This is a genomic window from Caballeronia sp. AZ10_KS36 (genome assembly GCF_023631105.1).
In the GTDB taxonomy this organism is placed as follows: domain Bacteria; phylum Pseudomonadota; class Gammaproteobacteria; order Burkholderiales; family Burkholderiaceae; genus Caballeronia.
In genome coordinates this window covers 74,387-87,878 of the sequence record NZ_JALQDQ010000013.1, presented here as the reverse complement: position 1 = coordinate 87,878, position 13,492 = coordinate 74,387, and the positions used below count along the sequence as shown (strand labels likewise).

Here is a 13,492-nt window from a genome sequence, read left to right as displayed (position 1 = left end):
GCAATTCGTCTGGCGGCGCACTTTGCATTCGGCGCTAGAGTCGGCCGTTCGCCCCTATGCGTGGCGAAAAAAAACCGCCTCGTGAAGAGGCGGTTCTCGTAGCGCTGAGCGACCTGTGCGCTTCAGGCGCTGATTCAGCTGATCTGGTCAGCCAGCAATGCCATGATCTGCCGCGCTTGCGGAGACGAATCCACCTGGCCCTTGTCATCGACGATCGCCACGCGCGTTTCGCCTTCGGTAATGGCGCGCACATTGACCTGATACTGCTTCACGGCGATTTCCTTGCGGCCGTGGAAAACCTGGCTCCAGAACCCTTGCTCGCGTGCCGACTTGTCGTTCGGGTCGGCATAACGCACGAAGTAGACGCCGCGCGCCCGGTCCCGGTCGTCCACCGTGAAGTTCGCACGGTCGAGCGCAATGCCGACGCGCAGCCACGCGCGGTCGTACGCTTCGGGCAACGTGAGTTGCGCGGACTCGGCCTGCGGCACGGTCTCGTTGCGAATCGGGCTATTGCCCGCGTTTGCGACGTTCTGCGCGGCCGTGGCCGCCGCCTTGCTGTCGCCGCCCTTTGCGGGCTGCGCGTTCGCGGATGCGGCCGTGTCGCCTGCGCCCGCGACACCCGCCGCCTGGCGAGAGTCAGCGATTGCCAGCGACGACATCAGCCGCTTCAGGTATTCGTTTTCGAGCGCGGGATCGTTCGGACGCGCCTGCCACTGGCTCGTGTCGTTGTTGACGCCGGTCAGCGCCTCGCGCATGCCCTTCTGGCTGATAAACACGTACGTGCCGCCGTTCGATCCCGCTTCCAGACGCGTGCGGTACTTGTTGCGTTCGGCGGTCACATACGAATTGCCGGTGGCCTTCGCGAGCGTGTCGCGGATGAGGCCGTCCGAGATCTGCGGATGGGTTTCGTTCCAGTCGGTTTCCATCACGCCCTTGTCGCGCGAATCCACGACGAGCAGGAAGCCCTGCTCCTGCCAGAAGCGGCGGATTTGCGGCCAGACCTGATCGGGCGATTTATTGTCGATGACGAGCCAGCGCTCCGCGCCGTCGCGCTGGATGTGCATGCCCGAAACCGGCGGCACCACGGTGGGCGCGTTCGGCGCGACTTTCTGAACCTGTTGAAGATCCGAGAGCGACGCCTGCCCGCCTTGCGGGGGCAACGAACGCTGGTCGACCGCTTCGTCGAGAAGGTTCGGCGGAACGGCGAGCGACGATTGCTTCGAGCGTTGATCGCTCTTGTAGTTGATCGCGGTGGGCGAAGAGGTGCCGCAACCCGCCACGATTCCGGCCACCGCGAAAAGCGCAGCCATCCGCTTGGTTACACGAAAATCTGTCATGTCTGGAAAGTCCTTCCGCTACGCCACGGGGTCGTCCGTGGATCAACCCAGCATTTTACCGGTCCGGCGCAACGCCGTGCAAAAAGAGGGGTAAGCGAATCGCCGGGCGCGACCGGATTCGGATGACATCGCATTCTTCTGGCCGCGATCGACCGCGCGACGATGGAGTCGATGCCCATCCGTATTAGACCGCCGCCGCACACATTTGACAATTTATGACACTCGCGCAACTCGTCAATGTGCCGTTCGGTTTTCCGCAACGTCTTGAATTTTCGGACTTCTCTGCGTTTTTCCGTCGCATTCCTAGCGCGCTCGTCCCCGTATCGCTCTCCTTCGCATTCATCTTAGAATTCCGTCCTGAAAATAGGATTGCTCCTAGAACAATCGGAGACAACGATGCGAAACATAAGATGTCCTCAGTACCTTGCTGCCGCCTGCATCGCGCTCGGCGTCAGCACGCTGTGCCATGCGCAACTCGGCGCGACCAAGCGCGCATCGGACGCATCGGACGGCGCGGTAGTCCATCGGGCACAGAGCGGACTCGCGACCTACCGCGAGACGACCGATCCGCACGGGATCGTGCTGCGCGAATACGTCGATGCGGCCGGCACCGTGTACGCCGTGTCGTGGCGCGGACCGGCGATGCCGAACGTCGAGGCGCTGCTCGGCGCTTACTTCTCGCGCTTTCGGGACGGCGCAAGCGCAACGGCGGGCGATGCCGGACTTCACACGGCGCGCGTGTCGGACGCGGATCTGAGGGTCGAGAATCGGACGCGCCTGCGGGAATTCAGCGGGCGCGCGTGGCTCACGAGCGCGTTGCCGGCGGGCGTATCGGCAGCGGATATCCAATAAAGCGCGAGAGACCAGCCATGACCATCCGCACGCTTTGCCGCTTGCCCCTGATCGCCGTCTGCCTGCTGCTTCATGCTTGTGGCGGCGGCTCGGGAAACGCGACGACCGCTTCGCCAGCCGCGCCGGCGCCATCGGCCGCAAGCACGCCCGCGCCGGCCAGCGCGCCGGTTCCCGCGAGCGCGCCGCCCGCCGCGAGCAACGTCGTCGTTCAGTCTGCGACGCCCAACGTGCAGCCCATTCAAGTCACGCGAATTTCCACCGGCACGCGCAACATGCTGCAAACGAGCGTCACCCTCTGCGTGCCCGGCACGAACAAGTGCCAGACCATCGACAACATTCAGGTGGATACCGGCTCGCAAGGCTTGCGCGTGCTCGCGTCCGCGCTCGATCCGTCGATTGCGTTGCCTGTCGTGGCGGGCAAGGCGGGCAGCGCGGGCAGCGCGGGCAGTTCAGTCGTCGCGGAATGCGCGGTGTTCGGCTCCGGCTATACGTGGGGCGCGGTCCGCCAGGCCGATGTGCGACTCGCCGGCCAGTTGGCGAGCGCAACCTCCGTTCAGTTGATCGCGGACCTGGCCGTCCCCGCTGCCGCCACGGATTGCAGCCAGTCCGGCCTGCCGATGCTCACTGCGTCGAACCTGCGCGGCAACGGCATTTTGGGCGTCGGGCCGTTCACCGCCGATTGCGGCGCCGGTTGCGCTGCGTCCGCGATGCCGCGCTGGTACTACGACTGCACGTCGAGCGCGTGTTCCGCGACCACGGTCGCCGTCGCGCAGCAAGTGACGAATCCGGTCGCACGCTTCGCCACGGACAACAACGGCGTGCTGATCGAATTGCCGGCCGTGCCGCCCGAAGGCGCGTCCACGGTCGCGGGGACGATGACCTTCGGCATCGGATCGCAGGCGAACAATCTGTTGGGCTCGGCGACGGTGCTCAAGTCCAACTCCATCACAGGCTACGTCTCGACGAACTTCGGCGGCAGCGACTACGGTTCGAGCTTCATCGACAGCGGATCGAACGGCCTCTTCTTCCCGTCGACCACACTCCCGTCCTGCGGCGTGTGGTACTGCCCGGCCACGACGCAAACGCTCAACGCGACGCTCAGTTCCGCGACCGGCGCGTCGGCCGCCGTGTCGTTTTCCGTCGCCAAAGCGACGACGCTTCTGTCGAGCACCAACAACGCGTTCAGCAATCTGGCGGGGCCGGCGAGCGGCTACTTCGACTGGGGCCTGCCGTTCTTCTACGGCCGGCGCGTGTTCACCGCGCTCGAAGGCCGCGCGACGCCAGCGGGCAACGGGCCGTACTACGCGTTCTAAAAGCGCAAAAGCCGTCTCCGGCATAGCGGAGACGGCTTTTGCGAACGTGATCCGGCTACTGCCCGCCCGACCGCGCTTCTTCCTCGAAAATCTTCTGCGCGAGGTGGAACGCCGAGTTCGCCGCAGGCACGCCGCAATAGACCGCGGTCTGCATCAGCACTTCCTTGATCTCGTCCTGCGTCACGCCGTTGTTCTTCGCGGCGCGCAGGTGCAGCGCGAGTTCTTCGCTGCGGTTGAGCGCCACCATCATTGCGATGGTGATGAGACTGCGCGTGTGGCGCGGCAAGCCTTCGCGCGTCCAGATCTCGCCCCACGCATAACGCGTGATGAAGTTCTGGAACTCGGTCGTGAGCTCCGTGCGGTTAGCGAGCGAGCGGTCCACGTGCGCGTCGGACAGCACCGCGCGGCGCACTTGCATGCCCGCTTCGTAGCGTTCGTCGTCGGTCATTGCTGTTCTCCGAGGAAGTCGAGAACGGCGTGCGTGTAGGCGTCGTGCTTCTCGATGTTCGACAGATGCGCGGCATCCAGTTCGACGTAGCGCGATCCGCCGATGGCGCCCGCGAGTTCGCGGCCCTGCTCGGCCGTCGTCGACAGGTCGTGCGTGCCCGCGATCACGAGCACGGGCAGCGCGATGGTCTTCGCTTCTTCGCGAAGGTCGGCGTCGCGGATCGCCTCGCAGTTGGACGCGTAGCCGTCGCCCGAGGTGTGGCGGAACACGTCGCGAATATTCGCGAGCACGAGCCGCTCCCGCTCGATGAACGGCGCGGTGAACCAGCGCGCAATGACGCTGTCGGTGAGCGCGGCCATGCCGCCCGGCTCGCGCGCTTTCGCGGCGCGCGGCGTCCACACGGCGTCCGAGCCGATCTTCGCGGCCGTGTTCGACAGCACCACGCGCGAGAAGCGCTCGGGATGACGCGCGGCGAGCCCGATGCCGGTGAGGCCGCCCATCGAGAGGCCGCAGTAGTTCGCGCGCTCGATGCCGACATGATCCATCAGCGCGACGACATCGCCGATCAGCTGATCGACGGTGTACGGGCCGGGCGGCGCGTCCGAATGGCCGTGGCCGCGCGTGTCGTAGCGCAGCACGCGGTAGTGCTTGGCGAACGCCTCCATCTGCGGCGTCCACATCGACACGTCCGCGCCGAGCGAATTCGAAAGCACGAGCCACGGCGCGTCGTGGCCGGCGGTGGCGTCGATCCGGTAGTGAATCCGGGTTTGGTTGATATCGGCAAGAGGCATGCTGTTATTGCTCCGAATCTTGGTCTTGATACTGGCGATGCTGCGCGATGGCGGCATCGACGAACGCCTGAGCCTGACCGACGTAGTTTGCCGGATCGAGCAGTTCCTTCAGGCGTTCTCGCGAGAGATGGGCGCTGACCGTTTCGTTCGCGGCGAGCACGTCGAAAAGCGATTGACCGCTCGCGACCGCCGCCTTCGACGCGCCTTCGACGAGCTTGTGCGCGTCGAGCCGGCCGATGGCGTCGCCGAGCGCGAGCATCACGGCCTCGCCGAGCACGAGGCCGTTCGTCGCGTTCAGATTCGCCGCGAGCCGCCCGACGTTCACTTCGAGGCCCGGCACGATGTCCTTCACGTTGGCGAGCGCGCCCGCCGTCAGCCGCGCGAGGTCCGGCAACGCTTCCCATTCGGCTTGCCAGCCGCCGAGCGCGCGCTCGTGTTCCTGCACCATGCCCGCGAAGATCGTCGCGACGAGATTCGGCGCGCGCGTGGCCGCCGTGAGCACGGCCGCGCAGCCGACCGGATTGCGCTTGTGCGGCATCGTCGACGAGCCGCCCTTGCCCGCCGCCGACGGCTCGGCCACTTCGCCGAGTTCCGTCTGCATCATGAGCGAAATGTCCCGCGCGATCTTGCCGAGCGTGCCCGTCAGCATGCCGAAGAACGACGCCGCTTCCGCAATGCGATCGCGCTGCGTATGCCACGGCAGCGCGGGCAACGCGAGGCGCAGATCGTCGGCGAGCGCGCGCGCCGTCGGCAGCGCCTTGTCGCGCAGGCTCGCGAGCGTGCCCGCCGCGCCGCCGAACTGGAGCGCGAGCGCGCGTGCGCGCACATCGGCAAGACGCGCCCGATGACGCGACACCGCGTCCAGCCATTGCGCGAACTTCAGGCCGAGCGTGATCGGCAGCGCCTGTTGCAGCCACGTGCGGCCGATCATCGGCGTCGCGCGATGCTTGTCCGCCTGATCCGCGAGCGCGTCGGCAAGCGTGCGCAGGTCCGCGTTCAGCAGATCGAGCGCCGAGCGCAACTGCAGCACCACGCCCGTGTCGATGATGTCCTGGCTCGTCGCGCCCCAATGCACGTACTTCGCGGCTTCGGCGTCGCGCGCCTTGACGACGGCGGTCAGCTGCTTGACGAGCGGAATCGCGAGATTGCCGCCCGCGGCCGCGCCCGACATGAGCGCGGGGGCGTCGATGTTGTCGGCGTCGCACGAGGCGACGATCGCATCGACGGCGCTCGCGGGAATCACACGCGCTTTGGCCGACGCGCGCGCGAGCGCCGCTTCGACATCGAGCATGGCCTGCACGGTGGCGCGCGGCGACCAGACCGCGTTGGCCGCTTCGCTGCCGCAGATGAGGTCGGTCAGGCGTCCGGTGGTTTCGAACATGTCGTCAGACGCGTTCGATGACCATCGCGATGCCCTGACCCACGCCGATGCACATGGTGCACAGCGCGAAGCGGCCGCCGGTGCGTTCCAGCTGATACGTCGCCGCCGTCACGAGCCGCGCGCCGCTCGCGCCGAGCGGATGCCCGAGCGCGATCGCGCCGCCGTTCGGATTGACGCGCGGATCGTCGTCGCCGACGCCGAGCATGCGCAGCACCGCGAGACCTTGAGACGCGAAGGCTTCGTTCAGCTCGATCACGTCCATCTGGTCGATGGTCATGCCGAGACGCGCGAGGAGCTTCTGTGACGCCGGACCCGGCCCGATGCCCATCACGCGCGGCGGCACGCCAGCGGTCGCCATGCCGAGGATGCGCGCGCGCGGCGTGAGGCCGTGGCGCTTCGCGCTGTCTTCGTCGGCGATCAGAAGCGCGCAGGCGCCGTCGTTCACGCCCGACGCGTTACCCGCCGTCACGCTGCCGTCCGGGCGCACGACGCCCTTGAGCTTCGCCAGCGCTTCGAGGCTCGTTTCGCGCGGATGCTCGTCGCGATCGACGACGATGGCATCGCCCTTTTTCTGCGGAATCGTGACCGGCGTGATTTCCTGCGCGAGCGAGCCGTCCTTCTGCGCGCGCGCCGCCTTCTGCTGGCTTCGCAGCGCGAACGCGTCCTGATCTTCGCGGCTCACCTTGTAGTCGTCCGCGACGTTCTCGGCGGTCTCCGGCATCGAGTCGACGCCGTACTGCTTCTTCATCAGCGGATTGACGAAGCGCCAGCCGATGGTCGTATCGTAGATATCGGCCTGACGCGAGAACGCGCTCGTCGCCTTGCCCATGACGAACGGCGCGCGGCTCATGCTTTCGACGCCGCCCGCGACGAGCAACCCCGCCTCGCCCGACTTGATGGCGCGCGCCGCGATGCCGATGGCGTCCATGCCCGAACCGCAGAGCCGATTCACCGTGGAGCCCGGCACGCCGACCGGCAGGCCTGCGAGCAGCGCGGACATGCGCGCGACGTTGCGGTTGTCTTCGCCCGCCTGATTCGCGCAGCCGTAGATGACTTCCTCGACCGCTTCCCAGTCCACTTCCTTATTGCGCTCCATCAGCGCGCGCAGCGGCACTGCGCCGAGATCGTCCGCGCGCACCGACGACAGCGAGCCGGCGTAGCGGCCGAACGGCGTGCGGATCGCGTCACATACGAATGCATCTTTCATCGCTTGCTCCAAATCTAGATATGTTTCTCAGGCTGCCTCGGAAATGGGCGCGTACTGAAGCGGCACGTTGGCCAGCTTCTGCAATTCCTCGAACGACAGACCGTCGACGATCTCGCGCACGACGAAGCCGTCCGGCGTGACGTCGAACACGGCGAGGTCCGTGTAGACACGGTCGACGCACTGCACGCCCGTCACCGGGTAGGAACACTCGGCCACGAGCTTGCTTTCGCCCTGCTTCGTGAGCAGTTCCATCATCACGTAGACCTGCTTTGCGCCGATGGCGAGGTCCATCGCGCCGCCGACAGCCGGAATCGCGTCGGGCGCACCGGTATGCCAGTTCGCGAGATCACCTTTCGCCGACACCTGGAACGCGCCCAGCACGCAGAAATCGAGATGGCCGCCGCGCATCATCGCGAACGAATCCGCGTGATGGAAGAACGCGCCGCCCGTCAGCAGCGTGACGTGCTGCTTGCCGGCGTTGATGAGTTCGTCGTCCTCTTCGCCTTTCGCGGGCGCCGGGCCCATGCCGAGCAGTCCGTTTTCGCTGTGCAGGAAGATCTCGCGATCCGCCGCGAGATGATTGGCGACGAGCGTCGGCACGCCGATGCCCAGATTCACATATGCGCCTTCGGGAATGTCCGCGGCCACGCGCTTGGCCATTTCGTCACGAGTCAGTTTCTTCATGGCATTGATCCTTTAAGCGGCTTCTGCGGCGAGTTCGGCGGCATGCACCGCTTGCGGCACTTCCACGACGCGCTGCACGAAAATGCCGGGCGTCACGATGTGTTCCGGGTCGAGTTCGCCGAGCGGCACGACCTTCGAGACCTGCACGATGGCCGTCTTCGCGGCGCTCGCCATGATCGGCCCGAAGTTGCGCGCCGTCTTACGATAGACCAGATTGCCCCAGCGGTCGCCCTTGAACGCCTTCACCAGCGCGAAGTCCGCATGCAGCGGCGATTCGAGCACGTAGTGCTTGCCGTCGATTTCGCGCGTTTCCTTGCCTTCCGCGAGTTTCGTGCCGTAGCCGGTCGGCGTGAAAAAGCCGCCGATGCCCGCGCCTGCCGCGCGAATGCGCTCCGCGAGATTGCCCTGCGGCACGAGTTCCAGCTCGATCTCGCCGGCGCGGTAAAGGGCGTCGAATACGTGCGAGTCCGTCTGCCGGGGGAACGAGCAGATGATCTTGCGCACGCGCTTTGCCTTCAGGAGCGCGGCGAGTCCCGTGTCGCCGTTGCCCGCGTTGTTGTTCACGATGGTCAGCTCGCGCGCGCCTTGCTCGATGAGCGCGTCGATCAGTTCGGACGGCATGCCCGCCGTGCCGAATCCGCCGATCATGATGGTCGCTCCGTCGTGAACATCCGCCACCGCGGACGCGAGCGATTCGAAAATCTTGTTGATCATTGCCGTTCTTCTCCGGTCCCGTTCGGCGCGCGCAGACACTACGCGCTGCTTCGAACTTCGGGTTTACCTGCGCGTCGATGACGCTTGCGTGAGTATGTTCGATATGCGAACATCGATTCGTTTAGCGAACAACCGAATGGTAGTCCTGCGTTCGTTGCAGTGTCAACGAAACCCGCGCAATTCGCGGGTTTGTACGGAGCCAGAGCCGTCCGAGAACGTCATGAACAAGCTTCCAACGCCCTCTTTCGATACCGACGTGCAAGACGCGCCGTCGCGTCCCGGCGATGCCTATGTGCAGTCGTTCGCGCGCGGCCTGGCCGTGATCCGTTCGTTCGATGCGAGCCGCCCCGCGCAAACGCTCACCGATGTCGCCGCCGCCACGGGCCTCACGCGCGCCGGCGCGCGGCGCATTCTGCTCACGTTGCAGTCGCTCGGCTATGTGGAAGCCGACGGCCGGCTCTTTCAACTGACGCCGAAGATTCTCGATCTCGGCTTCGCCTATCTGACGTCGATGCCGTTCTGGAATCTGGCGGAGCCCGTGATGGAGGATCTCGTCGAGCAGGTTCACGAAAGTTGTTCGGCCGCCGTGCTGAACGGCGCGGAAATCGTCTATGTGCTGCGTGTGCCGACGCACAAGATCATCACGCAGAATCTGTCTATCGGCAGCCGTCTGCCCGCGTTCTGCACGTCGATGGGCCGCGTCCTGCTTTCAGCGCTCGACGACGCGCGGCTCGACGCGGTGCTCGACGCAAGCAACATCGTCGCGAGGACGCCGCATACGATCACCGACCGCAATGCGTTGAAAGACGCGATCGCGCTCGTGCGCCGCCAGGGCTGGGCGATCGTCGATCAGGAATTGGAGGAAGGACTGATTTCGATGTCCGCGCCGATTCGCGACCGGCAAGGCCGCGTGATTGCGGCGCTCAACATAAGCGGCAACGCGCAGCGCAAGAACGCGAAGCAGATGGTGAAGGCGTTTCTCGACCCGCTGCAAAGCGCGGCGCAACGCGTATCCGAACTGGTCGCGCGACGCGGCTGACGGCGGCCCGCGCTCCACATCATGAACGACCTCGACCTGAACCTGATTCCGTTTCTCGTCGCCATCGAGGAGACGCGCAACGTGAGCCGCGCAGCCGAACGGCTCGGCGTGAGTCAGCCGCGTGTGTCGACGGCGCTCGGGCGGCTGCGCGAATATTTCAACGATCCGCTCTTCGTGCGCACGTCGCGCGGCATGGAACCGACGCCGCGCGCGCTCGCGCTCGTGCCCGCGGCGCGCGAGGCGCTGAGCCGCATCGAGCGCGGCCTGCTGGACACGCAGCATTTCGATCCGTCTTCCAGCACCGACACGTTCGCCATCGCGCTTTCGGATGTCGGCGAGATCGTGTTTCTGCCGCGTCTGTTGCAGGCGTTAGCGAAAGAAGCGCCGCATGCGAATTTGCGCTCGGTGTCGGCATCGCACGGCGAAGTCGAGCGCGGGCTCGCGTCCGGCGACATCGATCTGGCCGTCGGTTACTTCCCCGACCTGCACGGCAACAACTTCTTCCAGCAGCGGCTTTTCTCGCATCGCTTCATCTGCCTGATGCGGCGGGATCATCCGTTCGCGAATGCGCCGCTCACGCTCGAACGCTTCGTCGAATGCGGCCACGCGGTCGTACGCGCGGAAGGACGCAGCCAGGAAATCCTTGAGAATTATCTGGACAAAGAGCGCGTGCGGCGCCGCGCCGTGCTGGAGACGCCGCACTTCATGAGCTTGCCGTTCATCCTGTCGCGCACCGATCTGATCGCGACGGTGCCGCATGCGATCGGCTTCGCGTATGTCGCCGAGCACGCGTCGATCACGCTTGCCGAGCCGCCGCTACCGTTGCCGCGCTTCGATCTTAGGCAGCACTGGCATCGCAAGTATCACAACGATCCGCGCACGACCTGGCTGCGCGGCGTCGTCGCCTCGCTCTTCAACGACGCGCTCGATGAATGGCCGAAGTGATCCGGCTAAGATCGCGCTTTCCCTTTCCTGCGGACTCTGAACGATGGATGCGCTCACCAGCCTGCGCGTGTTTCGCGAAGTGGTCGAAGCCGGCAGCTTCGTGAAGGCGGCCGAGCGCCTCGACATTTCGACGGCCATGACGAGCAAGCATGTCGCGAATCTCGAACGTCAACTCGGCGTGCGGCTGCTGAACCGCACGACGCGGCACCTGAGTCTGACCGAAGCAGGCAGCGTGTACTACGAGCAGTCCCGCGAGGCGCTCGACATCTTGCAGGCAGCCGAGGCGGCGGTCGGCGCACAGACCGCCGAGCCGAAGGGCGTGCTGAAGGTGACGGCGCCGGGCTGGTTCGCGAATCGCCGGTTCGCGGATCTGCTTGTCGCGTATCAGGCGCGTTATCCCGGCGTGCTGGTCGACTTGCGGCTGGAGAACCGCTTCGTCGATTTGGTCGAAGAAGGCTACGACATGGCATTGCGCGCGACGTCGGAGCCGTCGCCTTCGCTGATCGTGCGGCCGCTCTGCACGATGCCGTTCGTGCTGGCCGGCTCGCGCGCTTATCTAGAGCGTCACGGCGAGCCTCGCCATCCCGACGATCTCGCGCGGCATCGCACGGTTCTGCCGACTTATACGAACATCGAGTCCGTGACGCTTTCCGGCCCGGACGGCGCTGTCACCGTCAAAAATCAAGCCGTGTTGAAAACAAACGACACTTCGATGGCGCTACAACTCGTGAAAGCCGGCATCGGGCTCGCGTATTTCCCGCTGTGGATCGTCGAAGCGGAGTTGGCATCCGGCGCGCTCGTGCGCGTGCTGCCGGACTACGCGGCCTTTGCGCCAGCCGTCTACGCGGTGTACACGAGCCGCAAGTACATGACGACGAAGGTGCGCACGTTCATCGACTTTCTCTCCGGGGCGCTGGCGGATCGGCCAAACTGATTAGGAATACTCTTATTCAAGCGAAACGGGGCTGCGTGTGAAGATCGCGCCCGGCGTCCGGTTGGCGGACGGCCGATCTCTTCAGCGCATGAGGCATCCGCACATGGACTTCCCCTGGGTTCCGTTGCTTTTCAATCTGTTACTGCTGGGCGCCGTGCTCTTCGCGTGCCGCACGGCCAACGCGGCGAGCGGCAAACCGGTCTGGAACGGCGCGCTCATCTACTGCGTCTTTTGCGCGCTGGCCATGGTGCTCGACTTCACTCTGACAATGGTGTTCGCGTCCGCCGGCTTCCATGCACATACGCGGTACGAGGCCGTGGGGTCGCGCACGGCGTGGAGCGCGCGCGTGCTCGGCTATCTCGTTCCGTGCGCGGTGTCGCTGGTGCTGGCGCTGCGGTTCCGGCAGCGGCAACGGAGCGCCAAGCCGCGCGTCGTGGAGGCGAAGATGCCGGACATGGTGGAAGCCGATGCCACGTCGGCCGCGGCTTCGTAACCCATGAGCGGCAAAAGTGGATTCTTCGACATTTGCCGTAAAAATCGCCGAAGCAGTTCTACTATCCGTTTCGCTCTGATATACTTGCGCTCTTTCGGGGCGTAGCGCAGCCTGGTAGCGTACCTGCATGGGGTGCAGGTGGTCGGAGGTTCAAATCCTCTCGCCCCGACCAAAATCCAAAAGGCTCTCCGGCTTTCGGCCGGAGAGCCTTTTGTCTTATTCGGCTACGGTTTCCTCATTTGGCCATGACGACGCTCCGCGTCGAGCGCGTGTCTCGCAACCGCTGCGGCGCGCGCGAATTGACTTGCGCAACAGCCACTTAAGCTCTAATGTTCGACTGACACATAAGGAGCGGCACCGCAATGCCTCTGTCCGCTTGCGCGACTGTCGACCACAGGCGCGCCCAGGCCAAATACACCCCATCCTCTTTGCGCAATGAAATCGCCAGAAGGTTCGATGCGCGAAGTGCTGCGCGCGTGGCGCGCTTCGGCCGCATTTATCCCGGCGGAAGCCGCTATGTCTGCGTAAGCGCGCCCGACAGCGTACGCGGCGGCTGCTACGCGCTCTACTTCTTTCACCATGGCGTGAACGACTGGCGCGTTTATCCACCGCGCGGTATCGGGCCGAGCATCGTCTATTGGTCGGTCGCGGGATCGGAGAAAAGCGTCAAGGCCGCACCGGGCTGACCCTGCTCATCCTTTGGCGACGAGCAGCACTTGTCCGGTGATCGCTTCGTCGATCGTGCGCTTGTATGCCCGCGCCACATCGGCGGCCGGAACGCCGCCGGACGGGTCCTTGCCCATCGACTGAAGCGTCTCCGCGACCCATCCCGGACTGACCACGTTGACGCGCATCTTGCCCTGCAACTCCAGCGCCGCCGCACGCGCGAATCCTTCGACGCCCGCATTGACGATACTCACGGCCGCGCTGCCGATCATCGGCTGTTGAGCGAGCGTGCCGCTCGTCAGCGTGATGCAGCCGCCCTCGTCCACATGGCCGATCGCGCAGCGCACGAGGTTGACCTGTCCCATCAGCTTGTTGGCGAGACTGAACGCGAAGTCGTCGTCGGAAAGGGAATCGAGCGGCGCGAACTTCGCCGTCCCGCCGACGCATAGCACCGCGCCCACGTTGCCGACCTTCGAGTACATCGCCGCGATGCTCGCCTTGTCGGACAAATCCACAGCGACATCCGAGCCCTTGCGGCTCGCCGTTATCACATCGTGCTCGAGCGCCAGGATTCGCGCGATCTCCGTGCCCAGCAATCCCGTCGCGCCCACGATCAACACTCGCATAAAGCCTCCCTGAAGAGAACGAGAAAGACACGCGGGTATCGTACAGCCGGCCTGCCATGCAC

The 13,492-nt window shown here is 65.3% G+C and carries 15 protein-coding genes and 1 tRNA gene; 8 read left to right on the top strand and 8 right to left on the bottom strand.

Translation table 11 applies throughout. The annotated features are described in order from the left end of the window. Window positions 1-134 precede the first annotated feature (134 nt). Window positions 135-1,337 carry an NlpB/DapX family lipoprotein gene (gene bamC / locus NCR35_RS07080; protein ID WP_250533795.1) on the bottom strand — a complete coding sequence of 401 codons (1,203 nt, stop codon included), beginning with the start codon at window positions 1,335-1,337 and terminating at the stop codon, window positions 135-137. Between the two features lie 396 nt (window positions 1,338-1,733). Between bamC and NCR35_RS07075 the strand changes: the two genes are divergently transcribed. Further along, window positions 1,734-2,189 (top strand): DUF2844 domain-containing protein, encoded by a 456-nt coding sequence (locus NCR35_RS07075; RefSeq protein WP_250533794.1) that lies wholly within the window; start codon window positions 1,734-1,736, stop codon window positions 2,187-2,189. Window positions 2,190-2,206: 17 nt separating this feature from the next. Continuing rightward, complete coding sequence (locus tag NCR35_RS07070) at window positions 2,207-3,502, top strand: DUF3443 domain-containing protein (RefSeq protein WP_250533793.1); 1,296 nt, start codon at window positions 2,207-2,209, stop codon at window positions 3,500-3,502. Window positions 3,503-3,557: 55 nt separating this feature from the next. On the opposite strand, the gene pcaC is transcribed toward NCR35_RS07070, so the two are convergent. The 6 genes from pcaC to NCR35_RS07040 are packed head-to-tail and all read right to left on the bottom strand — an operon-like array spanning window position 3,558 to window position 8,727. Continuing rightward, window positions 3,558-3,950, bottom strand: a complete 393-nt coding sequence (pcaC, locus tag NCR35_RS07065) for a 4-carboxymuconolactone decarboxylase (RefSeq protein ID WP_250533791.1) — start codon at window positions 3,948-3,950, stop codon at window positions 3,558-3,560. Beyond that, a complete protein-coding gene (gene pcaD, locus NCR35_RS07060) occupies window positions 3,947-4,741 on the bottom strand; it encodes a 3-oxoadipate enol-lactonase (protein ID WP_250533789.1) in 795 nt (264 codons plus the stop codon). The genes pcaC and pcaD overlap by 4 nt, the downstream gene beginning before the upstream one ends. 4 nt (window positions 4,742-4,745) lie before the next feature. Then, window positions 4,746-6,122 carry a 3-carboxy-cis,cis-muconate cycloisomerase gene (locus NCR35_RS07055; RefSeq protein WP_250533788.1) on the bottom strand — a complete coding sequence of 459 codons (1,377 nt, stop codon included), beginning with the start codon at window positions 6,120-6,122 and terminating at the stop codon, window positions 4,746-4,748. A 4-nt stretch (window positions 6,123-6,126) separates the two neighbouring features. After that, window positions 6,127-7,329: a 3-oxoadipyl-CoA thiolase gene (gene pcaF / locus NCR35_RS07050; protein WP_175940089.1), complete on the bottom strand. Its 1,203-nt coding sequence runs from the start codon at window positions 7,327-7,329 to the stop codon at window positions 6,127-6,129. A 27-nt stretch (window positions 7,330-7,356) separates the two neighbouring features. Beyond that, complete coding sequence (locus tag NCR35_RS07045) at window positions 7,357-8,013, bottom strand: 3-oxoacid CoA-transferase subunit B (protein WP_244848463.1); 657 nt, start codon at window positions 8,011-8,013, stop codon at window positions 7,357-7,359. Between the two features lie 12 nt (window positions 8,014-8,025). Further along, on the bottom strand, window positions 8,026-8,727 hold the full coding sequence (locus NCR35_RS07040) for a 3-oxoacid CoA-transferase subunit A (RefSeq protein ID WP_175940087.1): 702 nt from the start codon (window positions 8,725-8,727) through the stop codon (window positions 8,026-8,028). Window positions 8,728-8,947: 220 nt separating this feature from the next. On the opposite strand from NCR35_RS07040, the gene NCR35_RS07035 reads away from it, so the two are divergent. From NCR35_RS07035 to NCR35_RS07010, 6 genes are all read left to right on the top strand, one after another. Then, window positions 8,948-9,766, top strand: coding sequence for an IclR family transcriptional regulator (locus NCR35_RS07035; RefSeq protein ID WP_206468000.1), 819 nt, complete (start codon window positions 8,948-8,950; stop codon window positions 9,764-9,766). Between the two features lie 21 nt (window positions 9,767-9,787). After that, complete coding sequence (locus NCR35_RS07030; RefSeq protein WP_250533787.1) at window positions 9,788-10,711, top strand: LysR family transcriptional regulator; 924 nt, start codon at window positions 9,788-9,790, stop codon at window positions 10,709-10,711. 43 nt (window positions 10,712-10,754) lie between these two features. Beyond that, window positions 10,755-11,645 (top strand): LysR family transcriptional regulator, encoded by an 891-nt coding sequence (locus tag NCR35_RS07025; protein WP_250533786.1) that lies wholly within the window; start codon window positions 10,755-10,757, stop codon window positions 11,643-11,645. Between the two features lie 37 nt (window positions 11,646-11,682). Beyond that, entirely contained in the window at window positions 11,683-12,138 is a 456-nt protein-coding gene (locus NCR35_RS07020; RefSeq protein WP_250533785.1) for a hypothetical protein, read from the top strand. A gap of 95 nt (window positions 12,139-12,233) precedes the next feature. Next, window positions 12,234-12,310: transfer RNA gene (locus NCR35_RS07015), tRNA-Pro, on the top strand. Between the two features lie 304 nt (window positions 12,311-12,614). After that, the gene (locus tag NCR35_RS07010) at window positions 12,615-12,824 is read left to right on the top strand and encodes a hypothetical protein (RefSeq protein WP_250533784.1); all 210 of its coding nucleotides are present in this window, start codon (window positions 12,615-12,617) and stop codon (window positions 12,822-12,824) included. Between the two features lie 6 nt (window positions 12,825-12,830). On the opposite strand, the gene NCR35_RS07005 is transcribed toward NCR35_RS07010, so the two are convergent. Next, a complete protein-coding gene (locus tag NCR35_RS07005; RefSeq protein WP_250533783.1) occupies window positions 12,831-13,430 on the bottom strand; it encodes a short chain dehydrogenase in 600 nt (199 codons plus the stop codon). Between the last annotated feature and the right edge of the window lie 62 nt (window positions 13,431-13,492).